Source organism: Peptoclostridium acidaminophilum DSM 3953 (assembly GCF_000597865.1).
GTDB classification, from domain to species: Bacteria; Bacillota; Clostridia; order Peptostreptococcales; family Peptostreptococcaceae; genus Peptoclostridium_A; species Peptoclostridium_A acidaminophilum.
Genome location: NZ_CP007452.1, coordinates 1,656,355 through 1,682,879, shown reverse-complemented (window position 1 = coordinate 1,682,879; position 26,525 = coordinate 1,656,355). Strand labels below are relative to the sequence as shown.

General features: G+C 45.1%; 29 protein-coding genes and 2 riboswitches. Of the genes, 24 read left to right on the top strand and 5 right to left on the bottom strand.

Features of this window, described 5'->3' with window-relative positions; all coding sequences use genetic code 11:
* Positions 1 to 42: 42 nt before the first annotated feature.
* Positions 43 to 1,188 (bottom strand): (Fe-S)-binding protein, encoded by a 1,146-nt coding sequence (locus EAL2_RS08320; RefSeq protein WP_025435944.1) that lies wholly within the window; start codon positions 1,186 to 1,188, stop codon positions 43 to 45.
* A 568-nt stretch (positions 1,189 to 1,756) separates the two neighbouring features.
* On the opposite strand from EAL2_RS08320, the gene EAL2_RS08315 reads away from it, so the two are divergent.
* The 5 genes from EAL2_RS08315 (at position 1,757) to EAL2_RS08300 (ending at position 5,786) form a co-directional block, all read left to right on the top strand.
* Positions 1,757 to 2,467, top strand: a complete 711-nt coding sequence (locus EAL2_RS08315) for a TVP38/TMEM64 family protein (protein WP_025435943.1) — start codon at positions 1,757 to 1,759, stop codon at positions 2,465 to 2,467.
* Complete coding sequence (locus EAL2_RS08310; RefSeq protein ID WP_025435942.1) at positions 2,460 to 3,299, top strand: sulfurtransferase; 840 nt, start codon at positions 2,460 to 2,462, stop codon at positions 3,297 to 3,299. The genes EAL2_RS08315 and EAL2_RS08310 overlap by 8 nt, the downstream gene beginning before the upstream one ends.
* A gap of 3 nt (positions 3,300 to 3,302) precedes the next feature.
* Positions 3,303 to 3,425 carry a rhodanese-like domain-containing protein gene (locus tag EAL2_RS15725; protein ID WP_242842461.1) on the top strand — a complete coding sequence of 41 codons (123 nt, stop codon included), beginning with the start codon at positions 3,303 to 3,305 and terminating at the stop codon, positions 3,423 to 3,425.
* A 123-nt stretch (positions 3,426 to 3,548) separates the two neighbouring features.
* Positions 3,549 to 4,934 carry a CCA tRNA nucleotidyltransferase gene (locus EAL2_RS08305; RefSeq protein ID WP_025435941.1) on the top strand — a complete coding sequence of 462 codons (1,386 nt, stop codon included), beginning with the start codon at positions 3,549 to 3,551 and terminating at the stop codon, positions 4,932 to 4,934.
* 126 nt (positions 4,935 to 5,060) lie between these two features.
* Complete coding sequence (locus tag EAL2_RS08300) at positions 5,061 to 5,786, top strand: gamma-glutamyl-gamma-aminobutyrate hydrolase family protein (protein WP_025435940.1); 726 nt, start codon at positions 5,061 to 5,063, stop codon at positions 5,784 to 5,786.
* A gap of 79 nt (positions 5,787 to 5,865) precedes the next feature.
* Here EAL2_RS08300 and EAL2_RS08295 read toward each other — a convergent pair whose 3' ends face one another.
* Entirely contained in the window at positions 5,866 to 7,230 is a 1,365-nt protein-coding gene (locus EAL2_RS08295) for a CoA-disulfide reductase (RefSeq protein ID WP_242842511.1), read from the bottom strand.
* Positions 7,231 to 7,375: 145 nt separating this feature from the next.
* On the opposite strand from EAL2_RS08295, the gene EAL2_RS08290 reads away from it, so the two are divergent.
* The 5 genes from EAL2_RS08290 (at position 7,376) to ribH (ending at position 11,607) form a co-directional block, all read left to right on the top strand.
* Positions 7,376 to 7,663, top strand: a complete 288-nt coding sequence (locus tag EAL2_RS08290; protein WP_025435938.1) for a hypothetical protein — start codon at positions 7,376 to 7,378, stop codon at positions 7,661 to 7,663.
* An 85-nt stretch (positions 7,664 to 7,748) separates the two neighbouring features.
* Positions 7,749 to 7,868, top strand: a riboswitch (FMN riboswitch).
* A gap of 211 nt (positions 7,869 to 8,079) precedes the next feature.
* Positions 8,080 to 9,198, top strand: coding sequence for a bifunctional diaminohydroxyphosphoribosylaminopyrimidine deaminase/5-amino-6-(5-phosphoribosylamino)uracil reductase RibD (ribD, locus tag EAL2_RS08285; protein WP_242842460.1), 1,119 nt, complete (start codon positions 8,080 to 8,082; stop codon positions 9,196 to 9,198).
* A complete protein-coding gene (locus tag EAL2_RS08280; protein ID WP_025435936.1) occupies positions 9,183 to 9,836 on the top strand; it encodes a riboflavin synthase in 654 nt (217 codons plus the stop codon). Before ribD ends, EAL2_RS08280 begins: the two co-directional genes overlap by 16 nt.
* 18 nt (positions 9,837 to 9,854) lie before the next feature.
* Positions 9,855 to 11,048 carry a bifunctional 3,4-dihydroxy-2-butanone-4-phosphate synthase/GTP cyclohydrolase II gene (locus tag EAL2_RS08275; protein WP_025435935.1) on the top strand — a complete coding sequence of 398 codons (1,194 nt, stop codon included), beginning with the start codon at positions 9,855 to 9,857 and terminating at the stop codon, positions 11,046 to 11,048.
* A gap of 97 nt (positions 11,049 to 11,145) precedes the next feature.
* Positions 11,146 to 11,607 (top strand): 6,7-dimethyl-8-ribityllumazine synthase, encoded by a 462-nt coding sequence (gene ribH, locus EAL2_RS08270; protein WP_025435934.1) that lies wholly within the window; start codon positions 11,146 to 11,148, stop codon positions 11,605 to 11,607.
* Positions 11,608 to 11,865: 258 nt separating this feature from the next.
* Here ribH and EAL2_RS08265 read toward each other — a convergent pair whose 3' ends face one another.
* On the bottom strand, positions 11,866 to 13,041 hold the full coding sequence (locus tag EAL2_RS08265) for an RNA-guided endonuclease InsQ/TnpB family protein (RefSeq protein ID WP_025435933.1): 1,176 nt from the start codon (positions 13,039 to 13,041) through the stop codon (positions 11,866 to 11,868).
* 188 nt (positions 13,042 to 13,229) lie between these two features.
* Positions 13,230 to 13,399: riboswitch (Lysine riboswitch) on the top strand.
* A 138-nt stretch (positions 13,400 to 13,537) separates the two neighbouring features.
* Between EAL2_RS08265 and EAL2_RS08260 the strand changes: the two genes are divergently transcribed.
* Positions 13,538 to 15,277: a Na+/H+ antiporter NhaC family protein gene (locus EAL2_RS08260; protein ID WP_025435932.1), complete on the top strand. Its 1,740-nt coding sequence runs from the start codon at positions 13,538 to 13,540 to the stop codon at positions 15,275 to 15,277.
* A gap of 127 nt (positions 15,278 to 15,404) precedes the next feature.
* On the opposite strand, the gene EAL2_RS08255 is transcribed toward EAL2_RS08260, so the two are convergent.
* A complete protein-coding gene (locus tag EAL2_RS08255; protein WP_025435931.1) occupies positions 15,405 to 15,584 on the bottom strand; it encodes a hypothetical protein in 180 nt (59 codons plus the stop codon).
* A gap of 200 nt (positions 15,585 to 15,784) precedes the next feature.
* On the opposite strand from EAL2_RS08255, the gene EAL2_RS08250 reads away from it, so the two are divergent.
* From EAL2_RS08250 to EAL2_RS08200, 11 genes are all read left to right on the top strand, one after another.
* Entirely contained in the window at positions 15,785 to 16,144 is a 360-nt protein-coding gene (locus tag EAL2_RS08250) for a hypothetical protein (RefSeq protein WP_025435930.1), read from the top strand.
* Positions 16,145 to 16,268: 124 nt separating this feature from the next.
* Positions 16,269 to 16,451 carry a hypothetical protein gene (locus EAL2_RS15505; protein ID WP_025435929.1) on the top strand — a complete coding sequence of 61 codons (183 nt, stop codon included), beginning with the start codon at positions 16,269 to 16,271 and terminating at the stop codon, positions 16,449 to 16,451.
* A 270-nt stretch (positions 16,452 to 16,721) separates the two neighbouring features.
* On the top strand, positions 16,722 to 16,913 hold the full coding sequence (locus tag EAL2_RS08240) for a Flp family type IVb pilin (RefSeq protein WP_025435928.1): 192 nt from the start codon (positions 16,722 to 16,724) through the stop codon (positions 16,911 to 16,913).
* A gap of 39 nt (positions 16,914 to 16,952) precedes the next feature.
* Positions 16,953 to 17,138 (top strand): Flp family type IVb pilin, encoded by a 186-nt coding sequence (locus EAL2_RS08235; RefSeq protein WP_025435927.1) that lies wholly within the window; start codon positions 16,953 to 16,955, stop codon positions 17,136 to 17,138.
* 323 nt (positions 17,139 to 17,461) lie between these two features.
* Positions 17,462 to 17,839 carry a TadE/TadG family type IV pilus assembly protein gene (locus EAL2_RS08230; RefSeq protein ID WP_025435926.1) on the top strand — a complete coding sequence of 126 codons (378 nt, stop codon included), beginning with the start codon at positions 17,462 to 17,464 and terminating at the stop codon, positions 17,837 to 17,839.
* A gap of 69 nt (positions 17,840 to 17,908) precedes the next feature.
* Positions 17,909 to 18,619 (top strand): Flp pilus assembly protein CpaB, encoded by a 711-nt coding sequence (cpaB, locus tag EAL2_RS08225; RefSeq protein WP_025435925.1) that lies wholly within the window; start codon positions 17,909 to 17,911, stop codon positions 18,617 to 18,619.
* A 24-nt stretch (positions 18,620 to 18,643) separates the two neighbouring features.
* Positions 18,644 to 19,831: an AAA family ATPase gene (locus EAL2_RS08220; protein ID WP_025435924.1), complete on the top strand. Its 1,188-nt coding sequence runs from the start codon at positions 18,644 to 18,646 to the stop codon at positions 19,829 to 19,831.
* A gap of 42 nt (positions 19,832 to 19,873) precedes the next feature.
* Positions 19,874 to 21,190 (top strand): CpaF family protein, encoded by a 1,317-nt coding sequence (locus EAL2_RS08215; RefSeq protein WP_330375754.1) that lies wholly within the window; start codon positions 19,874 to 19,876, stop codon positions 21,188 to 21,190.
* 22 nt (positions 21,191 to 21,212) lie between these two features.
* Complete coding sequence (locus tag EAL2_RS08210; protein ID WP_025435922.1) at positions 21,213 to 22,193, top strand: type II secretion system F family protein; 981 nt, start codon at positions 21,213 to 21,215, stop codon at positions 22,191 to 22,193.
* 12 nt (positions 22,194 to 22,205) lie between these two features.
* Positions 22,206 to 23,123: a type II secretion system F family protein gene (locus EAL2_RS08205; protein WP_025435921.1), complete on the top strand. Its 918-nt coding sequence runs from the start codon at positions 22,206 to 22,208 to the stop codon at positions 23,121 to 23,123.
* 9 nt (positions 23,124 to 23,132) lie between these two features.
* Entirely contained in the window at positions 23,133 to 23,480 is a 348-nt protein-coding gene (locus EAL2_RS08200; protein WP_025435920.1) for a DUF192 domain-containing protein, read from the top strand.
* Between the two features lie 118 nt (positions 23,481 to 23,598).
* Here EAL2_RS08200 and EAL2_RS08195 read toward each other — a convergent pair whose 3' ends face one another.
* A complete protein-coding gene (locus EAL2_RS08195) occupies positions 23,599 to 23,967 on the bottom strand; it encodes a PilZ domain-containing protein (protein WP_025435919.1) in 369 nt (122 codons plus the stop codon).
* Positions 23,968 to 24,211: 244 nt separating this feature from the next.
* Between EAL2_RS08195 and amrS the strand changes: the two genes are divergently transcribed.
* Positions 24,212 to 25,060 (top strand): AmmeMemoRadiSam system radical SAM enzyme, encoded by an 849-nt coding sequence (amrS, locus tag EAL2_RS08190; protein ID WP_051489122.1) that lies wholly within the window; start codon positions 24,212 to 24,214, stop codon positions 25,058 to 25,060.
* A 13-nt stretch (positions 25,061 to 25,073) separates the two neighbouring features.
* Positions 25,074 to 26,516, top strand: coding sequence for an AmmeMemoRadiSam system protein A (amrA, locus tag EAL2_RS08185; RefSeq protein WP_025435918.1), 1,443 nt, complete (start codon positions 25,074 to 25,076; stop codon positions 26,514 to 26,516).
* Positions 26,517 to 26,525: the final 9 nt, after the last annotated feature.

The window sequence follows — 26,525 nt, the reverse complement described above, 5'->3', positions numbered from 1 at the left end:
AAAATACTACATAAAAAAAGCCCCTTATGCAAGGGGCTATGCCTAATCCAGCCTGTCTGTGAGCCTTTTTATCCTGTATCTGTTGAGCCACTTGCCAGCAAAGCCTGGTCTTATCTGGTTCAAATCCCTGCCTTCAAAATTATCCCCAAATACAATGTCGAGTATGTGGAGCGATTTTGCATCGGCGCTTTGCATGGATTCAACGCACGATTCACAGTAAGTTATTATATAGTCGGCTTCCTTTCCTTCGGAGGCTCTTTTTTTCATCTGCCTTACACCCAGCTTGGGACTTGTAAGGCCTATCATACCGCCCTGGCCGCAGCAGGCTGTGAGTGACCTGTTGCTTTCAAACTCTACCATATTTAGGCCGAGCTGACGGACTATTTCTCTTACGGCTTCATGCATGGAGGCTACATTTCTAGTGGGGCACGGATCGTGCAGCGCAAACATGGCATCTATGCCGCGTCCGACGCCGGCTGCCTTTTCGGGAACCCCAAGGTCTGCCATAACCTCCCAAAGTGATACTACCTTTATATGGGGGCTGTATTTAGCTATGGTCTTGTAGCAGTTCTGGCACGACGTTATTACAGTGTCACAGCCCATTTTGTCCATCATCTTTTCAAGACGGGAGTAGTAGTCGCTGAATTTTTCCAAGTCACCCACTGAAAGTGTTGGCTTTCCACAGCACTGGATTATAAGGCCTACATCCCCGATTTTTCTTTGAAGATATTTGTGGGATGAAATTACAAGCTCAGGGCTGTATGATGCCAGGCTGCAGCCCGGGATGAAGGCCGTTTTTGCTTTTTTGCCAGCTTTTGGGAAGCTGGAGGAGAAAACCTTAGAAAAACTCAGCTTTTGGTGGTTTGCAACTACTGAGAGCCCTTTGGACAGAGGCTTGGAGCTTACACTCCCTGAAGCTACTATATGCTCTCTCATCGGATGGAATAGCGCTGAAAAATCTATGTCCCTTGGGCACACTCTTGCGCAGTACTGGCAGAGGGAGCATGAATAGGGAAGCTCCAGCGGCTGAGTGTCAGCTGAGCCTATGCGGCCAAGAAGCTCCTTTGGCGATGTGCAGAACTCATCGAGCATGGGACAGTTCTTCATGCAGGCCCTGCAGTCTATGCATCTCATTTCATATTCGAGCGACTTTTGCTTTATATTTTCAGGTGTATTAAATGTTGTCATCTGGTGTATCCGTCCTTTCAGGAGCAACTCGTTAAATTTAAAATGTGAGCAGTCATTCATATAGATACTATCATCTTTCGGGGGGACAATACAGCACCTCAATGCCTGTATTGAAATAATTCATAACAAAACAAGCATCGATAGAAAAACATAATGTCAAAGCGGAAGACGCATGGCAAATGACGCCATCAGGATTGATGTAAATATGTGGAATTGAGGAGGGGCTTCGAAATAAAAACATGCTGAAAATGTCGGCAAATCAACAAATGGCAGTAAAAACCTATAAGGCAGGGCTGCACAAATGAGTAGATATGCATAATTTAACCGAAGTAAAAACGAACACAAATAGATAATAAAATAACAATAAAACAAAAAACGAGGATTGTTGGCAAATGCCCAAATGGTAATTATTGAGAATTGTCGTTGTAAAATGCATAAATATTATCTATAATGATTCATGGAATTACAAAACAAACACATACAGATCCAACGAAGCACTTGTGACAAGCAGACTTTGAGGATTATTGAGGTATGGTATCAACAGTAAATACAGGAGGACAGTGGCTATATGAAAAAATCAACATATTTAAAGATAGGAATAATACTGGCGATCGCACTTGTGTACGCTTTTGCAGAGCCTGTACAAAGGAACGTAAAGCAGGCATTTTTCATAATGGGAAACCTGGATGTGGGGCTTGTGAAGGGATACATAAATTCTTTCGGTATACTCGCGCCGACGGTATCATTCCTGCTCATGGTATTCCAGTCCGTAATGGCGCCGCTTCCCGCATTTCTTATAACCTTTGCCAATGCGAGTCTTTTTGGCTGGGTCAAGGGAGCGCTGCTTTCATGGTCTAGCGCCATGGCCGGAGCCGCACTTTGTTTTTATATAGCAAAGTTCTATGGAAGAGGCACTGTGGAAAAGCTCACAAGCAAATTCGCGCTCGAAAGCGTCGACGGGTTTTTCGAAAAATACGGCAAGTATGCGATACTGGTAGCCAGACTTTTGCCGTTCATGTCATTTGACATTGTAAGCTATGCGGCAGGATTGACATCAATGAGCTTCTGGTCGTTCTTCTGGGCGACAGGGCTTGGACAGCTTCCAGCAACAATAATATATTCTTACATCGGGGAAATGCTTTCCGGGGGAATAAAGATGTTTGTGATTGGACTTCTCACACTCTTCTCGCTGAGCGTACTCATATTCATGTTCAAAAAGATTTGGGATGAAAAAAATGCAAAAAAAATTTTAAAAGAAGGAGATGAAAAAAGTGCGTAAAAACAAACTTTTTTCTCTTGCCGCACTGCTTGTTGCAATGATGCTCGTGCTGAGCGCATGCGCATCGCAGCCTGCGCAAGAGACAAATAAGCCTGAAGAATCAGCAGCAAAAGTTGACCTTTCGGGTTTTGAGAATTCAGACATATTCATAACTCCACAGGAGCTAAGTGGAATGCTGGATGATCCAAACGTTATAATATTCGATGGCAACAAGCCGGATGCTTACGCTAAAGGACACATACCAGGCGCAATAAGCGCAGGCTTCCACAGCTTCTCAAAGATCGAGGGCAAGCCGGGAGATCCTCTTTGGGGAACTTCTCTGGACAAGGAGGAGCTTACAAAGAAGCTTGAGTCGTTCGGAGTTACAAACGACAAGACTGTAGTATTCTACTCTGACGTTCTTACAGGTCCCGGACCGGACGGAAGAAACCTGTGGCAGATGAGAATGGCGGGCCTTGACAATGTCAAGCTTCTCTACGGAGGACTGGCATACTGGAAGGAGCTTGGCTATGACATCACAAAAGATCAATCGCCAGCACCGGCGCCTTCGACAGGTCTGGTGCTCAAGGACTTTGACGATAGCTACAGAGCAACAAAGGAATATGTGCAGGAAAACCTTGATAAGACTGTGATAATAGACGTTAGAACAGAAAAAGAATTCAAGGGAAGCCAGAATGCAGGCGAAGCCAGAGGAGGCCACATAGAGGGAGCAAAATGGCTGCTTTGGAGTGATCTTCTAAATGAAAATGCAACTCCAAAGTCTCCGGAGGAAATCAAGGAGATAATGGCGGCTGCAGGCGTTACACCTGAAGATGATTTTGTTGTTTACTGAACAATGGGTATAAGATCAGGATATGTATCCTCGATCCTCAGAGCCGTTGGCTTTGAAAAAGTTAGAAACTACGAAGCTTCTATATACGAATGGTCTGCAGACCAGAGTATGCCTATGGCGAAGTAGTCTTATCGGCACCGCTAATGCGGTGCCTTTTTTGCTCTTTTTGCATTATGAACATATAATGAGGGTAAATAGGGAGTAGAGACAGAGATGATTATACAATCTGATGATGACAGGTGGTAGAACATGATAGAGATAAAGGTTCCCAAGGATGTTTTGGACATTATAGACACGCTCACAGAGAGAGGTCACGAGGCATACGTCGTGGGAGGCTGCATAAGGGACAGCCTTATGGGACACAGGGTCAACGACTGGGACATCTCCACATCGGCCGAGCCGGAGGAGGTTATGAGCGTATTTGGAAATATCGAAGGCTTCCGCGTAATACCAACAGGCCTTAAGCACGGGACTGTGACGGTTCTATACAACGGAGTCCACTATGAAATAACAACCCACAGGATTGAAGGCGAGTACAGCGACAGGAGAAGGCCCGACAGCGTAAGCTTCACAAAGGATGTCCAGGACGACCTTTCAAGGCGCGACTTCACTATAAACGCCATGGCATACAGCCATGAAAACGGCATAGTAGACCCCTTCGGGGGCATGGATGACATAGAAAGAGGCGTTGTGCGCTGCGTGGGAGATCCGGACAGGCGCTTCGACGAGGATGCCCTGAGGATGTTCAGGGCGGTGAGGTTTGCAACGCAGCTTGAATTCGAAATAGAAGAGAACACATTCGCCTCGATACTCAGGAACAAAAGACATGCATGCTGCGTGAGCGTCGAGAGGATAAGGCAGGAATTCGACAAGCTGCTGCTTTCGAGAGTGCCGTCCAAGGGGATACGCCTGCTAGTCGACACGGGGCTTATGGAGTATATCTCGCCGGAGGTTTACGAGATGGTTGGCTTTGACCAGAGGCACCCCTACCATGACAAGGACCTTTTTGAACACACAATGGTTGTACTCGACAACACGCCTCAGACTCTAAATGTTAGGCTTGCGGCGCTTTTTCACGACATCGGCAAGCCAAGGTGCATGGAGCTTGATGAGAGGGGAATAGCGCATTACTACGGCCACGACGACGTGGGCGCAGAGCTTACAATATCAATACTAAGGCGCTTAAGATACGACAAGAGAACAATAGAAGCCGTTGAGGGCCTCATAAGGGAGCACATGGACCAGCTTGAGGGCTTTTCAAAAAAAGGCATAAAGCGTTTTATCAACAGGCTTGGAAGGCAGAATCTGGAGGACTACTTCAGCCTTATATACGCTGACGTGCTCGGCTGCAAGGAGCCCTTTGACTTTGGCTATCTTGAGGATTTCAAGGAAAGAGTCCACAACGTGCTAATGGGCAAGGAGCCAATGACTATAAGCGACCTTGCCGTGAACGGCCATGATCTGATCGCGCTTGGATTCCCTCAAAGCAAGGTTATGAGTGATACCATACACTACCTTTTTGATACAGTGCTGGGGCATCCGGAACTGAATGAGAGAAAGCTGCTCCTGGATTTGGCTGCGAAAAAGCTCGAGGAATACAAAGCGGCTCAAGACGAGAATCAAAGCGAATTATAAAAAGTCCGATTTTTTTGGACTTTTTCATTTTTGTGGGTATATACCATTACAAGATTGATAAAACACAAGAACCCCATGCGCTTTAACTGTGGGAGTTTCTGAATAACACATTAAGGAGGAAGAGCCGTGAAACCTTTAATAGGGATAACAACGAATTTCATGATGGGAGAGATTGGCCACCTGGCTGGCCAGGAGAGATACTTTCTTGAAGAGGACTATGTAAGGGCCATAGAAAAATCCGGTGGAACGTGCATACTATTCCCCCATACATCTGATGTCGAGAATTTTGCAAAATACCTTGAGCTTGTAGACGGAGTCGTGCTTTCGGGCGGAATAGATATAAATCCGATGTTCTACGGAGACGAGCCGCTTGAGAAGACAGGCTACTTCAACACCAAAAAGGACTTTTTCGATGTTGAACTTACAAAGAAGGCCATGCAGAACCATGTGCCAATACTTGGAATATCAAGGGGAATACAGGTCATAAACGTGGCCCTGGGAGGAACTCTATATCAGGATGTCTGCTACAAGGGCGAAAACGTACTCAAGCACTTCCAGGAATCCAAAAGGGGTGACAAGTCTCACTGCATAACCATAGAAGCAGGCTCTTGGCTGCATTCCATAATGGGAGAGGAGAAGGTGTTTGTCAACAGCTTCCACCATCAGGCCATAAAGGACCTGGGCAAGGGGCTCAAGGTAGTGGCGCAGTCAGCCGACGGAATAATAGAGGCAGTCGAACTCGAGGGAGAAACCTTCGTGGCAGGCGTGCAGTGGAACCCGGAGTGCATGGTTGACGAGCATAAAGAACAGCTTGCAATATTCGAAAGCTTCATAAAGGCATGCAGCGAATAGCGGAAAGAACAGCTGGTCTGGATGTTACAGGAAAAAACAGGAGGGCTCCGACGAATTTAAGCGGAGCCCTTGTTGTGTTTTATTCTTGATTCTTGGATGAATTCGCGGCGATGTTTACGGCGTCCCAGACACCTGCAAAAGGAGGTGCATATACAAGATCGAGATAGCCTATCTCATCGAGAGTCATGCCGGCTTGTATTGCCACTGCGAACACGTCGGCCCTGAGCGCTACGCCGCTCTTGCCTGCAAGCTGCGCGCCAAGCAGACGTCCTGAGCCAGTTTCATATATGAGCTTGATGTATACAGGGCTTGCGCCGGGGTAGTAGCCGGCGTGGTTTTTGGCTTTTATAAAATTGGTGCCGACATTGAAGCCCTTCTCCCTGGCGGCGCTTTCTCCTATGCCTGTCCTTGCTATGGTTAAATCCATTATCCTTGTGACAACTGAGCCTATGACTCCCGGAAACTCCCTTGAGCCGCCGGCTAGATTCTCGCCGAGTATCCTGCCCTGCTTGTTGGCGACAGTGCCGAGCGCTATATACTGGTTGTCGCCAAGAATTCTGTGGTAGACTCCTGCGCAGTCTCCTGCTGCGTATATATCCTCGAGGCTGCTCTTCATCTTCCTGTCTATGGCTATGGCTCCGTTTGGAAGCATGCCTATGCCGGTCTCGCGCAGGAATTCAGTGTCGGGGCGTATGCCGAGCGCCATAATGAGCATGTCGGCCTTGTATGTGGCCCTGTCTGTTTTCACCGCCTCAACCTTCGAAGCTCCCAGTATCTCCTCGAAGCTCTCGCCCATGCTGAGCGTCACATTGTCGTATTTGCCTATCTCCGCTTCTATGAGCTCGCTGATTTCACCTTCGAATGTCGAGAGCACATGATTGTTCCTGTCAATCACCCTGACTCTTTTGCCAAGCCTTATGAAGTTTTCGAGCATCTCAAGGCCGATGTAGCCGCTTCCGGCTATAACTATGTCTTCTATACTTTCGGCCTCAAGAGCCTCTTTTATTTTCACGGCATCGTCTATTTTAGTGACCGTAAAGACATTCTCAAGGCCCTTGCCCGGAAAGTCCGGGAATACGGGCTTGGCGCCTACGGCAATTACAAGCTTGTCATACCAGTCTTCAATCATATTGCCTGAGGACTCATCCACTACAACTACTTTTTTTGATTCCGGGATAACCTTTACAGCCCTGCAATTCAATCTTATATCGATTCCCAGGCTCTCGCGGAATTTTTCGGGAGTGCGCGCTATGAGAGAAGCCTTGTCGGCCACAAGACCGCCCACATAGTATGGAAGCCCGCAGGGAGCGTATGAAACCATGTTGCCGCTTTGGTATACAGTTATCTTGAGGCTCCTGTCCATCCTTGCAGCCTTCGAAGCCGCGCTCATGCCTGCTGCGTTGCCTCCTAATACGATTATCTTTTCACCGCTCAAAATCATCACCTCGCTCAAAGTATGAAGCTCCTATAGTTTTAATAAACCAACATGATTTATATTTACCCATTTTTAGACGAATAAATTACTACGCAATTGTGTATAAATAATGGTATAATCATTTAAAACATCTGAAATCAGGAGGCGAAAAAATATGAGCAATATAATAGATAAGGCTAAGGATGTAAGAGCGATTCTCAGCAACATAGAAAAGATGGATGAAATGGGCGAGAGACTTGAAAAGTTTGCCATGAGCTATCCTAAATCACACGTAGTATTAAAATGCGTTAATCCAAACGAGGATATCGACATCACAAATGACTATGAAGTGACATGCGAAGACCTGAAGGCTGTTATGGAATCTAAAAAGGATGCATACGTGGAAAGCCTAAAGGAACTCATAAAAGAAGAAGAGCAGGCTGCTGAGGCACCTGGAGCTTAGCTTTTAAACTCTGCCGAGCGCCAGGTTTATTGACATTGTGAAATAAATGCTGTAGAATTATAGAGTAACATAATTGAATAGCAAATATTTTCTTCGGGGAGGGGTGAAATTCCCTACCGGCGGTATAGCCCGCGAGCCTTGGAAAAAGGCTGAACTGGTGTAATTCCAGTGCCGACAGTCAGAGTCTGGATGGGAGAAGCAATATATCGTGACGCGCGATGCAATAGAAAATTGTATTTTCCCCTGAAGCCTGCTTCAGGGTTTTTATTTTAACAGATTTGAGCGGTGCCGCGCAGCAGTTTATATTGAAGAAGCCCAGCTTTTGAAAGTTTTGAAAAACCAGCCCGAAGAATTAGTCTTCGGGTTTTTTGTTTTAAAAAAATAGCCAAAGCAAAACTTGAAAAGGCGGTGCTCTTTTGAAAAACATAGATGAAGCATACATGAAAATGGCGCTCGAGCTTGCAAAAAAAGGCTGGGGACACGTCAGTCCCAATCCACTCGTGGGCTGCGTAATAATAAAGGGCGGAGAAATCATAGGCATGGGCTACCATGAGAAATTCGGACAGGCCCACGCCGAGGTCAATGCCATAAGAGCTGCAGGTGAGAGCTCGCGCGGAGCGACACTATATGTAAACCTCGAGCCCTGCTGCCACTACGGCAAGACGCCTCCGTGCAGCGAGCTTATAATAAAAAGCGGCCTCAAGAGGGTAGTGGTTGGAATGAGAGACCCAAACCCAAGAGTGCTCGGCGGCGGGATAAAGCAGCTGCTAGACGCGGGAATAGAGGTGGAGACGGGTGTGCTCGAAGAGGAGTCAATTAGGCTCAATGAAATTTTCATAAAGCACATAAGCAAGGGCGAACCCTTCGTAATACTAAAAACGGCCGTCACGATGGACGGGAGGACATGCACTGCTTCCGGCGATTCCAAGTGGATAACGAGCGACGAGTCAAGAAGACTGGTGCACAAGATAAGAGCAGGTGTCTCATGCATTGTCACGGGTGTGGAGACTGTAATAAAGGATGATCCGATGCTCAATGTCAGGCTCGAGGGTGATTGGAAAAGCCCCTTCAGGATAGTGCTCGACAGCAAAGGAAGAATACCTTTGGATTCGAAGGTGCTAACGCAGGATTCCCGCAACACGCTGGTGTGCGTAACGGATGATGCACCTATACACAGAAGGGAAATGATAAGAGGCACCGGCGCAGAGCTGCGAGTGTTTCCAAAGTGCGAAAGCGGCGTAGACCTTAAAGTGCTCTTGGCCGACATTGCATCGAGAGGCTTCGACAGCGTGCTTGTCGAGGCGGGGGCAAGGGTGAACACAAGCTTTCTAAGATCAGGCCTTGTCGACAAGGTGATGATGTTCATGGCGCCTAAGATCCTGACGGGATCGGAGTCGCCGACCTGGACGGCCGGCAGCCCGCCATCGCTCATGAAAGACGCACTGGAGCTTGAAGGCCTATGGGCCGAAAGCGTAGGCCCTGACATACTTGTGCAGGGCTATATGAAAGGAGAGCGATCATGTTTACTGGAATAGTAGAGGAGCTTGGAAGGGTAGAGAAGATTGTAAAAAAGGACAAGGGAGTGCAGCTTCACATAAAGGCCAAAAGAGTGCTCGAGGATACAAAGCTCGGGGACAGCATATGCACAAACGGGGTTTGCCTGACGGTTGTGGACTTATCCGGCTCACACTTTGCGGCGGACGTGATGCACGAGACGCTGAGGATAAGTACGCTGGGCACTCTCAGGACGAATGAGAGCGTCAACCTCGAGAGAGCAATGCTCGCGGGAGGAAGATTCGGAGGCCACATAGTCTCCGGCCACATAGACGGCGTGGGAACCATAAAATCAATAGAGGACAACGGCATATCAAAGCTCTTTACGGTAAGCATGCCTGAGAGCGTAGCAAAATATACAGTGATGAAGGGCTCTATAACAATAGACGGCATAAGCCTTACAGTAAGCGGCCTCGAAAGGGACGAGTTCCAGGTCTCAATAATTCCGCACACGCTTTCGAATACAGTGCTCAGTTTAAAATCGCCGGGCGACAAGGTTAACCTTGAGGCCGACATTATAGGCAAGTACGTCGAGAGGCTGATGGGCTTTAAAAGTGATGAAGCCCAAAAAAAGTCAAACCTTACAGCGAATTTTCTGGCAGAGAACGGATTTTTATAGACAATAGGGAGGCATATTATGTTTTGCACAGTTGAAGAGGCACTAAGCGACATAAGGGAAGGCAAGATAATAATAGTAGTTGACGACGAGGACAGGGAGAACGAGGGAGACTTTTTCATTCCGGCCGAGGTGACGACTGCCGAGGCGATCAACTTCATGATAAAGCACGGCAGGGGGCTCGTGTGCGCTCCTGTAAGCAGGGAGATAGCAAGAAGGCTCGGGCTCGAGGGCATGGTAAAGACAAACACGGACAGGAAAGAAACGGCCTTTACCGTGTCGATAGACCACGTCGACTGCACGACGGGCATATCGGCATACGAAAGGGCTAACACCATACAGAAGATGGCGGACGCGGATTCGAGGCCGAGCGATTTCACATCGCCAGGGCACATATTCCCGCTTTTGGCAAAGGACAAGGGAGTGCTCGAGAGGATGGGCCACACCGAGGCTGCAGTAGATCTTTCCAGGCTTGCGGGCTTCAAGGAAGCCGGAGTGATATGCGAGATAATAAACGACGACGGCACAATGGCAAGGCAAAAGGACCTTTTCGAGCTTGCCGGCAAGTTCGACATGAAGATACTTACAATAGAAAGCCTTGTAGAATACAGGAAAAAGCACGAGATGATTGTAACAAGAACCGGAACTGCAAGCTTGCCTACAGAGCATGGGATTTTCGAGATATACGGCTACGAAGACTATGTAACAGGCAAGGAGCACATCGCACTTGTAAAGGGAGACCTCTCATCGAAGACTCCGCTTGTGAGGGTGCACTCCGAATGCCTGACTGGAGACGTGCTGGGCTCGCTAAGATGCGACTGCGGCAACCAGCTAAAGACTGCAATGAAGAGGATAAACGAGTACGGCTGCGGAGTTCTCATATACCTGAGGCAGGAGGGCAGGGGCATAGGCCTTCTAAACAAGATAAGGGCATATGAGCTCCAGGACAAGGGTATGGACACTGTAGAAGCCAACCTGGCGCTGGGCTTCGAAGAGGACGAGAGGGAGTACAGCCAGGCCTGCGCAATGCTCAAGGACCTTGGCGTCAGCAGCATAGTGCTCATGACTAACAACCCCGACAAGATAGACTCGATGGCCAGATTCGGCATAAGCGTGGAAAAGGCCGAAAGGATTGAGGTGGGCATCTGCGAACACAACGTCGCATACCTCAAGACAAAAAAGGACAAGATGGGACACATACTAGATAAGCTGTAGACATAAAGCGTCAGCAAACTGAATAGCTAGAGCAAACAATAGAACTATTAAAAAGAACTATAAAAAATAAAACTGTGGAGGTAACAAAATGAACAACATGAACGTATATGAAGGAAAGCTCCTGGCAAGGGATAAGAAATTCGCAATAGTGGCATCAAGATTCAACGAATTCATAACATCAAAGCTTATAGGCGGCGCTGTAGACTGCCTTAAAAGGCACGAGGCCGAGGATGCAAACATAGAGCTCGTATGGGTTCCGGGGGCCTTCGAGATACCTCTTGCCTGCAAGAAGCTGGCTTCAACAGGCAGATACAACGCCATAATAGCTCTTGGCGCAGTAATAAGGGGCGCTACATCCCACTACGACTACGTGTGCAGCGAGGTTTCAAAGGGAGTTGCAAGCGTATCCCTTGAGAAGGAAATTCCTGTGGCCTTTGGCGTTGTCACAACTGAAAACATAGAGCAGGCAATAGAAAGGGCAGGAACCAAGGCGGGCAACAAGGGCTGGGACGCGGCCATGACTGCGATAGAAATGTCCAACCTGATGGACAAATTCTAAAAAAAACACTGTATGGATTGACAAGTTTTTTATGTATATAATATAATGAACGTAACAATGATTACAACAATGAACCTCCCCCACTTAGCTCTATAGGAGTTAGAAGTGGGAGTTTCTTGCCATCGAAAACCTTTTCTCCCGGTCGAACATACAGGTTGGCTGCATGTCCTCACAGCATCGCTGCGTAGGCAGAGCGGGAATCCTAAGCAAGCAACACCCTTGCGGGTGGGGCGGAACAGCCCTTCTACTACTTTTAGCCTAAGCTATCCGTAGATACTTTTGGTTTTCGATGTCAGCCACATGCGTTATCCGCCCACCGCTAAGATGCTTCGAAAGGATGTTCCTCGCACCGTGGATGTCTCGGTGGCATGAGTAGCCGCATTTGCACTTGTAGTTTCTGCCTGAGGACTTCTTCTTTCTGCCGCAGACAGGACATGTCTGCGTTGTATAGCTCTCGTCAATTTTGTACATGGCTATGCCACAGGATTTGAGTTTGTACTCCATGTATTTTTGGAGTCTGCCGAAAGCCCAGTTCGAGAGTTTCTGGTTAGTATTTTTGCTCTTTTTGCCTTTGGTTTTACGTTGGACGCCTTCGATCTTGCCAACGGCGACTTCGCTTACGGCGTTTTCAACACACCAGATTGCAAAGTTACTGCTAGACTTGTGCAAGGCATCCTTTAGCTGCTTTTCGGATTTTGAGAGTACAAATTGCTTGGCATGGTTGTAGCGTTTCCATTGGCGTGAGCCTTTTTTGCACTTGCTCATGAGCCTTTGGAGTTCTGCGAGCTTCTTATTCCTGAGCCTGTGAACACTTCGGAGTTTCCGGCCTGTTATTATAAGGCTCTCGCCGTTATCACAGAAGGCGGCAATGGAGTGAATCTCGCCAAGGTCAACGCCAACCTTTTTTGTGCCGGAAGTTTCAGTTTCGTCAGCGCAGTCGTCATAGCTTATGGAGACCATGAGCCATCTGTCGTAGACAAGCTCGATTTCTTTGATGTCCCCAAGGGGGATCTCCTTGCACCAAATGGTTATAGGTTTTTGCCTCTTTCCGTTGGCTATGCCCATGGAAAGCTCGATTTTCCCACTGGGTAAAATCTTGAACGCCTTGTCAATCCATTTGGTGTTGAAGTTTCGCTTGGTCTTGTAGGGGTATTTGTTCTTGTAGCCCTTTAGTCTAGCGGCATAAGCTGAATCCCTAGCAAACAGGTACTTGTGGCAAACAGCTTGTATTGACTGGCTGTGAAGTGGGAATCTGCCCTTCATCTCAGCTTGAAGCAGGGATTTTCCTATCCACTTTCCACCATTTGCAAGCGAGTAGCTCTTTGAAACGGCAAGACAGGCGTTCCAAATTTCAGCGGAAAGCCTATTGCATGCAAAGAGTCTATCAATGTCGGATTTAGTTGCATAAAAGCTTGTTTTATGGCATCTAATCATGGGGTAAACTCCTTTCGTAAATAATTAAAGAACATATGTTCGGCAATTTAATCATACCCGATTATTTGTTCATAAACCATGGTTTTTTAATTTTTTAAGAAAAGTATAAAAAATTAGCAATTAATCTCGTTACCTACGTTACAAATAGAGGCGAGAGACTTCTTGCTGAAAAATCTGTTAAACTGAGATTCAAAAGTAGAGGTGCAGCATTTAAGAGTACCATGACTGAGTTAAGCACAGTGAGGCCATGGGAAAGGAATTGTTGCCGAAATGCCTGGCTGACGCTTTAAGGCCATGCATTGGGACTGCATAGAACATGTGCAGGACTGTCACGCGAGAGTGGAGAGCTATTGAGAATCGGAAGGCACGCCGGGTTTCCAAAGGAAATCTCCGGATAGAGCTTTGTGAATGTGCGTTCGCGATCCCCTGAAATGGCTTTTCAGGGGATTTTTTAATTGGAATCTGGTTTTTTGTGAATCAAATGAGGAGGATTTTTATGAAAAGGTTTAGAATGGCTTTGCTGCTGTCGGCATTATTCGTAATCGTACTTTCGGGCAGCGTATTTGCAGCGGAAGTCGACATTGCCCAATCAAACGCAGACAAATTCGGAATATGGACGGCTGTGCCCCCGCTTGTGGCAATAGCGCTTGCATTCATAACAAAGAACGTTGTTTTCTCACTGTTTCTGGGAGTTTTCTCAGGCGTTTTCATGCTGGGACTCAACGATTCGAATGTAATAGGAGCGTTTTTCAACGGATTCATGATGCTCATAGACAAGATACTAGGCTCAATGGCTGACAGCTGGAATGCTGGAATACTCCTTCAGTGTCTTACAATAGGAGGGCTTATAGCGCTGGTTTCAAAGATGGGCGGCGCCAAGGCCGTGGCAGAGGCTCTGGCAAAGAGGGCAAAATCCCCGGTCAGCGCCCAGATTATAACATGGATACTCGGCTTGCTTGTTTTCTTTGACGACTACGCAAACTCGCTTATAGTAGGCCCTATAATGAGGCCTGTAACGGACAAGATGAGGGTGTCGAGGGAGAAGCTTTCATTCATAATAGATGCGACTGCGGCGCCTATATCAGGCATAGCCCTCATATCGACATGGATTGGCTACGAGCTGAGCCTTATAAAGGACGCATATGATTCTGTGGGACAGACTGTAAACGCATACGGAGTTTTCCTGCAGACAATTCCTTTCAGATTCTACAACATACTCATACTGCTTTTCATATTCTTCACTGCAATATTCATGAAGGAATTCGGACCTATGTACCATGCAGAGAAGAGAACTAGAAATACAGGCAAGGTGCTTCCTGACGGCGCAAAGCCTATGGTTTCGGAAGAGGCCACAGGACTTGAGCCTCCAAAGGGCATAAAGCTGAGCGTGTGGAATGCAATAATACCAATAGGCGTGCTCATAGGTTCGGCATTCGTTGGATTCTACTACAACGGCTATATGGCGCTCCAGGAGGATGCTGCGGTTATAGCAGCGATAAAGCAAAGTCCCTTCTCCTTCTATGCGATAAGGGAGACCTTCGGCGCATCTGATGCAAGTATAGTCCTTTTCCAGGCGGCGCTTCTCGGAAGCATAGTGGCAATGGTTATGGGCGTTAGCAAGAAGATATTCACAATATCTGAAGCAATAGATACTTGGATACAGGGCATGAAGTCGCTTGTTATAACAGGAGTAATACTCCTGCTTGCATGGTCGCTTTCGGGAGTAATAAAAGAGCTTGGAACAGCCAAATTCCTGGTTTCAGTGCTTTCGGACGCAATGCCTGCATTCCTGCTTCCGACAGTGATATTCATACTCGGTTCAATAATATCTTTTGCAACAGGAACTTCATACGGCACAATGGGCATACTAATGCCGCTTGCAGTGCCTCTTGCACTTGCAATAAACCCTGAGAACTCTTACGTGGTAATGAGCGCGGGAGCAGTTCTTACGGGAGCGATATTCGGAGACCACTGCTCTCCAATATCAGACACTACAATACTTTCATCAATGGGATCAGCCTGCGACCACATAGAGCACACAAGGACGCAGATGGTGTATGCCGTCACAGTAGCTTCAATAGCAGTGCTGTTTGGATATATACCAGCAGGCCTTGGAATACCAGTATATATAGTGCTTCCTGTCGCGATAGCTGTAGTGGGAGCTGTGGTATACTTCTTTGGAAAATCGGTAAAGGATGAAGACATTCTGGAAGCGAAGATAGAAGAAGTAATATAGAAAATTGAATGCAGGGGACGGTTTCTGTGGCCCGATTTAGGGACAAAGGGCCCGTCCCTTTCTTTTTGTCCCCTTATAGCTTTGCAAAAAAATAAAAAGCAGCCTGATTTAAAGGCCGCCGAGCGTGTTATTTGCAGTTGATATCCGTGAAGAGCTTGTCTTTCATGTAGTCACGCATTGAATTAAGAATTTGTGAAGCTGCCTTGTTGTCCTTGTGGTATATGTTGCAGTATTCCGCCAATGCCCAATAGATTAATCTTTGCTCCTCGGGGTCGTCCACGATAAACTTGTCATCCTCTATTCTCATCAAAACTCTCCTTGATAAAAAATAATGATTTCCATAACTTAATTATATGCAAGAAAATCAGTATTTGCAAGCCATTTCAAAAAAATCCCCATAAGTGAAAAATACTTACTATAATTGCGAGTCAAATAATATTGGAATGAAACGTTTAAAAAGGCTTGTTTTTGTGTATAAATAATTTATATATGGAATGGAGGTGCCTCATGATCGGTACAATATTAATCGGAGCAGCAATACTTATAATAACTATATTCCTTGTACTTTCCATAGCAGGTTCATTCAGCTTTGAAAAGGAAAGCGAGGAGCTGTCAAAGGCCCAGAGTGAATTTGACAACGGATATACGGACGAGGCTGTAAAAAAATATATACGCCATCTTGAAAAGAGAAGGCTGCTTATACCTTCAGAGGACGAAGACAAGGTGAGAGAGGTCTGCAGTGCAGTAATGGCGTCAGACGACATAAGCGAGGAGCTAAAGACAAGGCTTACTAACGTCGTAGACAGAATACTCGACAACTGCAGGGTCTACGTGCCAAGCAGGAGCAGAAGAGAGCTCAGGCAATAAAAAAAGAATGAATAAATGAAAAATATAGTGTTGTATATAAAGAAGCGGCGGAAGAGATTTCGCCGCTTTTGACGTATCATGAAAAAAATACTCCAGCGCTAACTGCCGCCATCCTCTGAAAGATGTGTTTATAAGGCTGGCTGAATTCTATGACTGGTTTGAAGCGGAAGGATACTATGATATTAATTATGAGGCAATAAATCCGAAAAAGAGGAACAGAAACGTAACAATGATTATGCCAATAACAAAACTTTACAGCGTTTATATTGCTGAGTTTGAGATCATAAACCACAAAAAGTCAACATAAATTATTATAATTTTCATAAAAAGATGATTGGAGTTAAAGTTTGAAGGTATATATTTACTATCAACAATTTGCATGAAAACGTTGGGAATGCATGTGTTACATAGGTAAAAAAACCACCCTCGCAGAAATATTAAAAAAATCTTAAAAATTAATTAAAAAAATGATTAAAAATAGAAAAACGAGGTATAAATCAAATATAAAATAAAACTTAAAAAACAACAGACTTTGATTATATCCAGTAGGGCATGAACCAACAGAGGGGTGGTGCTAATGCCAAGCAGATGGAAAAGGTTCTTAGAAATATTTGCAATAAGGAAGGACGAAAGAGGACAGGGGTTAGTGGAGTATGGGTTGATAATATTGTTGATAGCCATTGGTGTAGTAGCAAGTCTTGGTGATTTTGGTTTAGGTGTACAGGGTTTATACAATAAAATTTTAGAGGAAATAGAAGCTATACTATAGAATCTAAACCTTAGAGTTAATTAAAAAGGAGGGGTTATCATGTTAAGGTATTTTATGGATTATGTAAGGTTTAATGTACTTAAGAATGAAGAAGGACAAGGGCTTGTAGAGTATGCGCTAATTATTGTATTAGTAGCAATAGTTGTAGCTGCCGCTTTAGGGCTTATGGAGGAACAGATAACAGCAATATTTGCCAATATCACAACAAAATTGACGCCACCGTAATATCTAAATAAAATGAATTTTTAGGGGAATAGAATCATTAGTTAAAAGCCTTGCCTTGTATATAAGGCAAGGCTTTTATGTTTTGTTTGCCTAGCTTAGGCTCGAACTAGTCGATAAAAGTCTACACGAGGACTGGTAATATAATCATTAGCTAAGGGCGAGGATATCAATTTTGAAATGCAATCTAAAGGAAGTTCAAAATAAGCTCTTGTGAAGGAAATTTTGAACACTTTATATACAGATATATTTGTTATGACTATTTTGTGGGTATATAAAAATCATACAACAATATCCACTAAAAACATGTGAGCGGGGTGGTGATTATGTTATTTTTTAAAAGAGTAAAAAACAGAAAAGGACAGGCATTGGTTGAATTGGCTCTTTCGGTGTTGATCATGCTGGGTATAATGCTTGGCATTGCCGAGTTTGGCTGGCTTTTTAAATCGTATATAGTAGTTACGAACGCTTCAAGAGAAGCGGCTAGAAGAGCGGCAGTTGACACCGATTACGGTGGGATTCAGACCGATATTGCAGCGAAATATCCACCTGTTACAGTAGTCATTACACCCGGCGGTGGCAACGTAACGGCGGTGGCAAGCCAAGACTATGAGATGATTACACCTGTTGGAGACTTGTTGGAATTGGGATTGGGGGATAGCATCAATATAGTAATAACAACTGTAATGAAGAGTGAAACCTAATTGAACGACTTATTTAAAAGGGATGTGAGTTGACTTAACAATAAAAACAATACACTCGGGGGGATGGCTATGAAAACTGACAAAAAAATGGTGCTGCTTTCTATTTTGCTTGGACTTATAACTACATTCGCGGTATACAAGTATATCGACCAGATCGTATCCGAAAACGATGAAGCTAAATTCACTAAGGTTTGGGTTGCAACGGCTGATATTCCCGCAAAGACAAAGATAACTGCCGAGATGGTGGAAAAGAAGGGGATAAAGGATGACCTTATAGCCAAAGGAGCCTATACGGAAAGCGACGTGGTAGTTGGAAAATACGCAATAGACAACATAGCGCAGGGGGAGCAGCTTATTCGGGACAGAGTGGGCAATCTGGAAAAAAGCTACTTCTCTTATAACATTCCAAAGAATCAAAGAGCAGTAACACTAGAGGTTGATTCAGTTGCAGGGGTGGCAGACCTCATAAGGCCGGGCGATTACGTTGATTTGATTACATATTTTGGAGCTAAAGATCCTTACAACGACGTGGCGAAGGACATGCTTCAGAATGTAATAGTGCTAGCTGTAGACAAGGATTTTACTATCGGCAAAGAGCCCATAGTTGCTGAAGGATCAGAAGGAAATCGAAGAATAACAGTTGCTGTTAACGTTTGGGATGCTGAAAAGATAGTGTTCGCCCAGGACTACGGGAAAGTCCATCTTGTTCTTAGAAATCCAGACGACAAGGATATACAGGAAACTAACGGTATAACAAGAACTGATATAACCAATAGATAATTTGAATTTGTGGGAGGACCTGACATGGGAGATACTATTAAGCTGCTTATTGCTGACAGCACATACGAACCTGATGGAAGCTTTAATCATATTTTGAAAAGTGAAGGCGGAATTGAAATAGTAGGCAAGGTGGAAACAGGCGACAGGGTTGTTGAAATGTCAAAGATTATCAAGCCTGATGTTGTCCTGCTCGATGCCGAAATAGAGGGCCTTGATGCAATGGAGGCTGTAAGACACCTGCTAAACAACGACCCTAACGTGCTTGTTGTTATGGTGTTTACAGAAAAAAACAAGACCTATGTAAAAAGGGCCATGGCTTCGGGAGCAAGGGACTTCCTGGTTAAGCCCTTTACTGTAAACTCTCTTATAGACACTGTCAAGAGCCTGTACGAGCTCGACAAGAGCAGAAGAGAGGCGCTCAGAGCTGAAACAGGTGGAAAAAACGAAGAAAAAGAAGCGTATGATTTCAGACTTCCTACTGAGTCCAAAATAATAACTCTTTTCAGCACTAAGGGCGGGGTGGGCAAGAGCCTTATAGCGATAAACCTTGCGGTTTCCATAGCCGACAAGACAAAGAAAAAGGTGGCGCTAGTAGATCTTGACCTAATGTCTGGTGACATAGCCCTTATGCTCGACCTTTATCCGAAAAGAACGATAGTGGACATGGTAAAGGACATGAATGGAATAGACAAGGATACGCTTCAGGAGTATCTGGTACATCACAGCTCGGGTCTCAGCGTGCTTCCTGCGCCTATAAGCCCTGAACAGGCCGAATACGTCACAAGCAACAGCTTGGAGAAGATAATCTATATTCTGGCCAGAAGCTACGACTACATTGTCATAGACACGGGCCCTTCCTTCAAGGAAGTCAATTTGACAGCCCTTGACATGTCAAATCACATCCTGTTCGTTACTACGCTTGATCTGCCTTCTGTTAAGAGCTCAAGGGTGGGGCTTGACATCATGAAAAAGCTGAATTACGAGGACAACAAGGTCAATCTCATACTCAACAGATACAGCAAAAAACACGGCATAAGCATAAAAGACCTTGAGAAGACAGCCAAGAAAAGTATTCTCAATGTGATACCTATGGACGACGCAATCGCCATATCGTCCATAAACACCGGGGCCCCTTTCATGCTCAATAATTCAAGGAAGCCGATAGCGAAAAAGATATCAGAAATCTCGGATTTTATAATACAAGGCAAGTAATTTTCAAGAAATTTATTTTGGAGGTGAGGCTTTATGGGTCTTATGGACAGACTTAATAAGGGAAAGGCTTATGAGGCTGAAATAGATAAGGAAGATGATGAGCTGGAGGTCTCGGAAGAGACTTATCAGATAATAGACAAGATTCAAGGCAAGCTTATAAAGTCGACTGAGAAAAGGAAGCTCAACGACAGCGAGCTTCGGGAAAAGATCATCTTGATACTTGACGAAATTATTGAGGAAGACAATGTATTCCTCAATAAAAGCGAGAAGGAAGTAATAATAACTAAAACCATGAACGAGATAGTGGGCTACGGTCCCATTACGGACCTTATAAACGACCCCGCAGTCACTGAAGTCATGGTGAATGGTGCGAACTTCGTTTATGTGGAAATAGAGGGAAGAATCGAAAAAACAAAGGCCAAGTTCAGAAATGACGCACAGCTTATGCACGTCATCGAAAAGATAGTGACTCCCCTTGGAAGGAGAGTCGACGAATCTTCTCCAATGGTGGATGCAAGGCTTCCTGACGGTTCGAGGATAAATGCCATAATCCCTCCCCTGGCCCTGAACGGTCCAGTCCTTACAATAAGAAAATTCGCCGAGGACCCCTTTACGGCTACGGACCTTATAGGCTTTGGAACAATGAGTCCCCAAATAGCTGAATTCTTGAGAGTTTGCGTGGAAAGCAGGCTCAACATGTTTATATCGGGAGGAACCGGAAGCGGAAAAACAACCACCCTCAACGTAGTCTCCTCATTCATACCGCCGGACGAGAGGATTGTCACCATAGAGGACGCCGCGGAGCTCCAACTTCACCAGGAGCACGTTGTCAGACTCGAGTCAAGGCCTCCCAACATAGAAGGCAAGGGCGCCATTGTAATAAGGGACCTTGTAAGGAACGCCCTGAGGATGAGACCGGACAGGATAGTAGTCGGCGAGGTTCGTTCCGGGGAGGCCCTGGACATGCTTCAGGCTATGAATACAGGCCACGACGGTTCCATAACTACAGGCCACGCTAACTCCCCGCGGGACATGCTGGCCAGGCTCGAGACGATGGTGCTCATGGCGGGAATGGACCTGCCTCTAAAAGCTGTAAGAGAGCAGATAGCCTCAGCTATTGACATCATTGTTCATCAAGCCAGGCTAAGGGATGGAAGCAGGAAGATAGTAAGCATAATGGAGATACAGGGCATGGAGAACGAGGTTATAACGCTTCAGGAGATATTCAAGTTTAAAAACGAAGGCAGGGATTCGAGAGGACGGATAAGAGGCGAGCTTGTAAGCACAGGAATAAAACCTAAGATTCTCGATAAAATAAAGGAAGCCAACATCAAGATAAACGAGGATATTTTCAGATAATCAGTTGGCGGGGGGCGAGAGTATGTTATATTTTATATTGCTATATGTTTTCATATCAACAGTTCTCCTGGTCACAATGTTGATAGATGCATCAGGTTATAAAAAGCCCATAAAGCGGCTTGGCAAATATCTTCAAAAAGGCAATTATGAGAATTTTGATAAAAATAATCCCGAAAAACCATCGTTTTCCATATCGGGAGTTAAAGATTATTTGAAAAAATTCGAGAAGAGTGCTGAAAAGATAGGATATTTGAGTAATCAAAGAGACGCTCTGGACAGAAAACTTGATAGTGCGGACATTTTGCTTACTGTGGAAGAATTTGTAGCAGGTTCGGGTTTTCTTGTTTTGTTAGCAACATATTTCGGTTATGCAGCCACATCAAGCATCCTTATGGGAGCGATGACCGGAGTACTTGTTGCAGCAGCCATAGTACTTTTGATAAGAGTTAAACGAGGGAAAAAAATCGAGAACCTGGACAAACAGCTTGGAGACGCCCTTACAATGATGGCGGGAACACTAAGGGCTGGCTACAGCTTTCTTCAAGCCATGGATACAGTGGGAAGGGAGATGCCAAAGCCTATTTCAACTGAATTTGGAAAGGTTATAAAGGAGATTCAGGTCGGTGGAGGTATGGAGACGGCTCTTAATAATATGTTGAAAAGATCATATACGGAAGACCTGGACCTGATGGTAACCTCTGTCCTTATCCATAGGCAGATAGGAGGCAATCTGGCTGAGATACTCGACAACATATCCTCTACAATCCGTGACAGGATCAAGCTGAAGGGAGAGGTGAAGGTTCTAACGAGTCAGGCAAGGCTTTCCGGGCTTATAATTGCTCTGCTGCCCTTTGGATTTGCTGTCATCATAAGCTTTATAAATCCAGATCATATGAAAACTCTAATAAGCGACAGATTGGGACAGTATCTGATAGGTATGGCTCTAATGGGACAAATCGTTGGTTTTGTGATTATTAAGCGGATAACTGACGTCAAGTATTAAGGAGGGTGGCATATGGATTGGACTTTTGTAGTGACAAGCTTGGGAATATCGTTTTTTTTGTATGTAGCTATAAATGCTGCGCTTGCCCCTTCTATTAGTATAAAAAGAAGACTGGGAGTCGTGGAACAGCTTTATGGTGAAGAAGACAATGTGGCTGATGTAAGACAGCTTCCATTTAAGGAAAGGCTGTTTGTTCCCTTTCAAAAGAAGCTTAAAAACGAGGTTTCAAAGAAGACTCCTAAAGGAATATTCGAGCAGCTTGAGCTCAAGGCTGAGAGAGCCGGAGAGCCCTATGGCATCGGAGCCACAGGTTGGATTGTAATTAGAATAATTTTTGCTGTTATAATTCCTATCTCGACAGTTTTCCTTATGGTTAACAGCGACTATGCAATTGCCATGAAAGTGCTGCTTGTTATATGCTCCTTTGCGGCCGCATGGCTGCTGCCAAACATGCTGTTGGATTACTATATTAGGAACAGGGGCAAGGTCCTTACAAGACAGCTTCCTGACGCTCTTGACATTCTTACTGTAAGCGTGGAGTCGGGACTTTCATTTGACAGCGCTGTTGTCAAGCTCGTAGAAAAGAGCAAGAATGACATCGCAAAGGAGTTCGAAAAAGTAATTTCTGAGGTTCAGTTAGGCAAGACAAGAAGGGACGCGCTTAAGAACATGGCCCAAAGGTGTGATGCGGACGACGTGAGAGTGTTCATATCCTCAATAATACAGGCCGAGCAGCTCGGAGTCAGCATAGGAAGAGTGCTTAGAATACAGGCGGAGCAGATAAGGACAAAGAGAAGGCAAAGAGCTGAGGAGCTCGCAGTAAAGGCACCTGTAAAAATGATTATTCCTCTTGTTTTATTTGTTTTCCCTGGCCTTTTCGTAGTCATACTAGGGCCGGCTCTAATACAGATAAAGAATTCGCTGTTTTAAGGTGAGAAGATGAAAATAAAAGTAGCAGGTGAGGAACTCATATTGTTCAGCAGAGCGAGACTTGCAAATTCATTCTTCAAAAGATTTCGTGGTCTTATGGGGATTAAAGGTCTTCCTGAGGGGGAATGCCTTGTAATAACCCCATGCAGCAGCATACACACATTTTTCATGAAATTCGCCATAGATGCCGCTTTTGTCGACAAGGATATGCGCGTACTCAAAATTGTCAAGGAGTTAAGGCCTGGAAATACTGTAATGCCTGTAAAGGGAGCATACAGCGTTATAGAGGCTGATTCGAGATTTTCGCCTATGAAGGGCTTAAATGTAGGCGATATGCTAAAGCTAATAGATGAATAGGATGATAGGCGGATGCGGAGATATGATGTCGTTTCTGCCTTTTTTTTATGCAAATAAAAAAGATGTCTAATTCTTAGTGCCTTACTGGTACCGTAAGAAATTAGACATCCTTTTTGCTTTAATAGCTTTCAACAAGCGGCGCTTCTTCCCCGAGCTTAGAAAGCTCAATAAGGGACTCCTTCAGGCTGAACGGCAGGCTTACAAATTCAAGTCCGCCCCTGTAGCAGTTTTCTCTTTTGTCTACCCACATGACTTTGCCCATCACCTTGTATGTACTTAGGCCGAAAGGAAGATCGAAAATCAAAATGTTCCCTTTCGATATGCTGCTGAATGATTTGACGCCTACGCCGCCTGCCGATATATCTACTATATAAAGCTCAAGCGGATTTTCAAGCTCTATGAGCTCTTTTTCGTCATAGTATCTCCAGCACATGGATTTGTCCTCATGCCTGACCCTGGCATGGTGTCTCAATAAGTGCGGATCCATCACTACCTACCCCCCTACTTTGCAAAAGCAAAACAGATTATATTTTTAATGCTTTTATGTTGGTATAAATGCCATGAAAATGATGAATTTAGTTGTCTATATGCGTGTTTAGCACAGTTATGGATATATATCATATAGGACAAATAAAAGTTGAGGCTATTGATTAAATACCCCCGTTAGGCTTTGTGAAACGATTTCGTTAAAATGTTTTTAATTTTAATTTAAGAAAGGGGTCCTCTGAATTATGAAGGAAGCTATGTACTACAACGTATTGGATGACCATATAGAATGTCAGCTCTGCGCCCACCACTGCAGGATACTTGAAGGAAAGACCGGCATATGCAGGGTCAGGAAAAACATGGGGGGAAAGCTGTATTCCCTTAACTATGGCAAGCTTACAGCCGTACACGACGATCCGGTCGAGAAAAAACCTCTCTATCATTTCATGCCCGGAACAAGGACCCTGTCCCTGGGAAGCTACGGCTGCAACTTCTCGTGCAAGTTCTGCCAGAACTACGAGATAGCCCAGGAGCAGCCAAGCTTTCTGCTTGAGCGGACTCCCGAGGATATTGTGGACATGGCAATCAGAGAGGGCTTTCCTTCAATAGCTTACACATACAACGAGCCCACTGTTTTTTACGAGTTCATGCTTGAAACCGCCAAGCTTGCCCACGGCAAGGGCCTTAAAAACATAATGGTCACCAACGGTTTCATAGAAAGGGAGCCGCTGGAGGAGCTGCTGGACTATATGGATGCTTTCAATATAGACCTCAAAACCTTTAGTGACGACACCTATAGAAGAATGTGCGGCGGAAGGCTTGCACCCGTTTTAGAAACAATAAAGCTTGCAAACAGCAAAAGTCATGTTGAGGTGACAACTCTAATTGTCACAGGAATGAACGATACAGAAGAAGAATTGACTCAAATATTCGAATGGCTTGCGGGTATAGATAAAGATATACCACTTCATCTTTCGAGATATTTTCCCGCCTATAAATATCATGAGCCTCCGACTGACGTGGATTTCATGAGAAGAATGCACGAGAAGGCAAAGAAATATTTGAACAATGTCCATTTGGGAAACATATTTTAAAAGGAGCAGAGCTATGACATTCATAAAAGGGATTGCAATGTCGCCCCACCCGCCCATAATAATACCCGAGATAGGCAGGGGCGAGGAGCATGGCGCAATAAATACGATTGAAGGAATGAGCAGGCTCGCAGATGAAATTGCCAAGATAAAGCCTGAGACAATCATATTCATAACACCTCACGGAAACGCATTTTCGGATGGTCTTTGCGTGCTGGATGAAGAAAGGATTGCAGGTGATCTTGGCCAGTTTATGAGGCCCGACATGGAATATGAAAAGGAAGTGGACATTCAGCTAAAGGAATCTATACGTAAAAGCTTCAACGAAAACGGAATTCCAAGCATATTTCTGAATGAAAACAGGGCTCATATGTACGGTGTCAGGGTGGAGCTTGACCACGGTTGCTTAGTCCCTATGTATTATATCGACAAAAGCTTTAGCAGTTATAAAATAGTCCACATAACAATCGGAATGCTGGACCTTATGGAGATGTACAGGGCAGGGATGGCGCTAAGGGATGCAGTTGAAGAGACCGGAAGGAATACTGTAATAGTTGCAAGCGGAGACCTCTCACACAGGTTAAAGGATGACGGACCATATTCATACAACCCAATGGGTCCAGTGTTCGACAAAACCCTCGTTGAAGCAATAGAAAAAGGCGAATATGAGTCTGTAGTCAGAATGCCAACAAAGATATCTGAACCAGCGGGAGAGTGCGGCTTAAGGTCTATTGTTATGGCTCTTGGCAGTGTCGACTCGGTCGCGACAAAGCCCCATGTGTATTCATACGAGGGGCCTTTCGGGGTAGGCTACATGACGGCCTTCATAGAGGTCAAGGCGGGCAAGACAGAAAGCTTATTGGAAGAATTAAAAAAAAAGAATCTAGACCACTACAGGATTATGAAGGAAAGTGAAGACGCATACATCAAGACGGCTCGGGAGGCTATAGAAAAATGGGCTGAGGAAGGCGAGCGGCTCAGCTGGCACGAGGTAAAAAATTCGGTTTTCCAGGGGCGAAGCGACCTGGTTGATGGCCTGGAAGAAAGAAAGGCCGGAGTTTTCGTATCAATACACAAGGACGGCTGCCTGAGAGGCTGCATAGGCACCATAAGCCCTGTCAGGGAAAACATCGCGGAGGAGATAATATCAAACGCAATAAGCGCAGCTTCTAAGGATCCAAGGTTCGCACCTCTTGGGAACGATGAAGTAAATGAGATAGAGATCAAGGTGGATGTTTTAGGTAATCTTGAGAAAGTCGATTCTGAAGATGAACTCGATGTTTACAGATATGGCGTTGTAGTGGAATCTGAACATAAGAGGGCCCTACTTCTTCCAAATCTGGACGGTGTTGATTCTATTGAAAAGCAGCTTGATATAGTCAAGAAAAAAGCCGACATAGATGAAACCGAAGAATGCAAGCTGTATAGATTCGAAGTCGAAAGACATGAGGTTAAATAATAAGGTGCA

Coding starts and splice junctions, on each gene's coding strand:
- EAL2_RS08320 (WP_025435944.1), bottom strand. CDS start 1,188: ATGACAACATTTAATACACCTGAAAATATAAAGCAAAAGTCGCTCGAA.
- EAL2_RS08315 (WP_025435943.1), top strand. CDS start 1,757: ATGAAAAAATCAACATATTTAAAGATAGGAATAATACTGGCGATCGCA.
- EAL2_RS15725 (WP_242842461.1), top strand. CDS start 3,303: ATGGGTATAAGATCAGGATATGTATCCTCGATCCTCAGAGCCGTTGGC.
- EAL2_RS08305 (WP_025435941.1), top strand. CDS start 3,549: ATGATAGAGATAAAGGTTCCCAAGGATGTTTTGGACATTATAGACACG.
- EAL2_RS08290 (WP_025435938.1), top strand. CDS start 7,376: ATGAGCAATATAATAGATAAGGCTAAGGATGTAAGAGCGATTCTCAGC.
- EAL2_RS08280 (WP_025435936.1), top strand. CDS start 9,183: ATGTTTACTGGAATAGTAGAGGAGCTTGGAAGGGTAGAGAAGATTGTA.
- EAL2_RS08275 (WP_025435935.1), top strand. CDS start 9,855: ATGTTTTGCACAGTTGAAGAGGCACTAAGCGACATAAGGGAAGGCAAG.
- ribH (WP_025435934.1), top strand. CDS start 11,146: ATGAACGTATATGAAGGAAAGCTCCTGGCAAGGGATAAGAAATTCGCA.
- EAL2_RS08265 (WP_025435933.1), bottom strand. CDS start 13,041: ATGATTAGATGCCATAAAACAAGCTTTTATGCAACTAAATCCGACATT.
- EAL2_RS08260 (WP_025435932.1), top strand. CDS start 13,538: ATGAAAAGGTTTAGAATGGCTTTGCTGCTGTCGGCATTATTCGTAATC.
- EAL2_RS08255 (WP_025435931.1), bottom strand. CDS start 15,584: ATGAGAATAGAGGATGACAAGTTTATCGTGGACGACCCCGAGGAGCAA.
- EAL2_RS08250 (WP_025435930.1), top strand. CDS start 15,785: ATGATCGGTACAATATTAATCGGAGCAGCAATACTTATAATAACTATA.
- EAL2_RS08240 (WP_025435928.1), top strand. CDS start 16,722: ATGCCAAGCAGATGGAAAAGGTTCTTAGAAATATTTGCAATAAGGAAG.
- EAL2_RS08235 (WP_025435927.1), top strand. CDS start 16,953: ATGTTAAGGTATTTTATGGATTATGTAAGGTTTAATGTACTTAAGAAT.
- EAL2_RS08230 (WP_025435926.1), top strand. CDS start 17,462: ATGTTATTTTTTAAAAGAGTAAAAAACAGAAAAGGACAGGCATTGGTT.
- cpaB (WP_025435925.1), top strand. CDS start 17,909: ATGAAAACTGACAAAAAAATGGTGCTGCTTTCTATTTTGCTTGGACTT.
- EAL2_RS08220 (WP_025435924.1), top strand. CDS start 18,644: ATGGGAGATACTATTAAGCTGCTTATTGCTGACAGCACATACGAACCT.
- EAL2_RS08215 (WP_330375754.1), top strand. CDS start 19,874: ATGGACAGACTTAATAAGGGAAAGGCTTATGAGGCTGAAATAGATAAG.
- EAL2_RS08210 (WP_025435922.1), top strand. CDS start 21,213: ATGTTATATTTTATATTGCTATATGTTTTCATATCAACAGTTCTCCTG.
- EAL2_RS08205 (WP_025435921.1), top strand. CDS start 22,206: ATGGATTGGACTTTTGTAGTGACAAGCTTGGGAATATCGTTTTTTTTG.
- EAL2_RS08200 (WP_025435920.1), top strand. CDS start 23,133: ATGAAAATAAAAGTAGCAGGTGAGGAACTCATATTGTTCAGCAGAGCG.
- EAL2_RS08195 (WP_025435919.1), bottom strand. CDS start 23,967: ATGGATCCGCACTTATTGAGACACCATGCCAGGGTCAGGCATGAGGAC.
- amrS (WP_051489122.1), top strand. CDS start 24,212: ATGAAGGAAGCTATGTACTACAACGTATTGGATGACCATATAGAATGT.
- amrA (WP_025435918.1), top strand. CDS start 25,074: ATGACATTCATAAAAGGGATTGCAATGTCGCCCCACCCGCCCATAATA.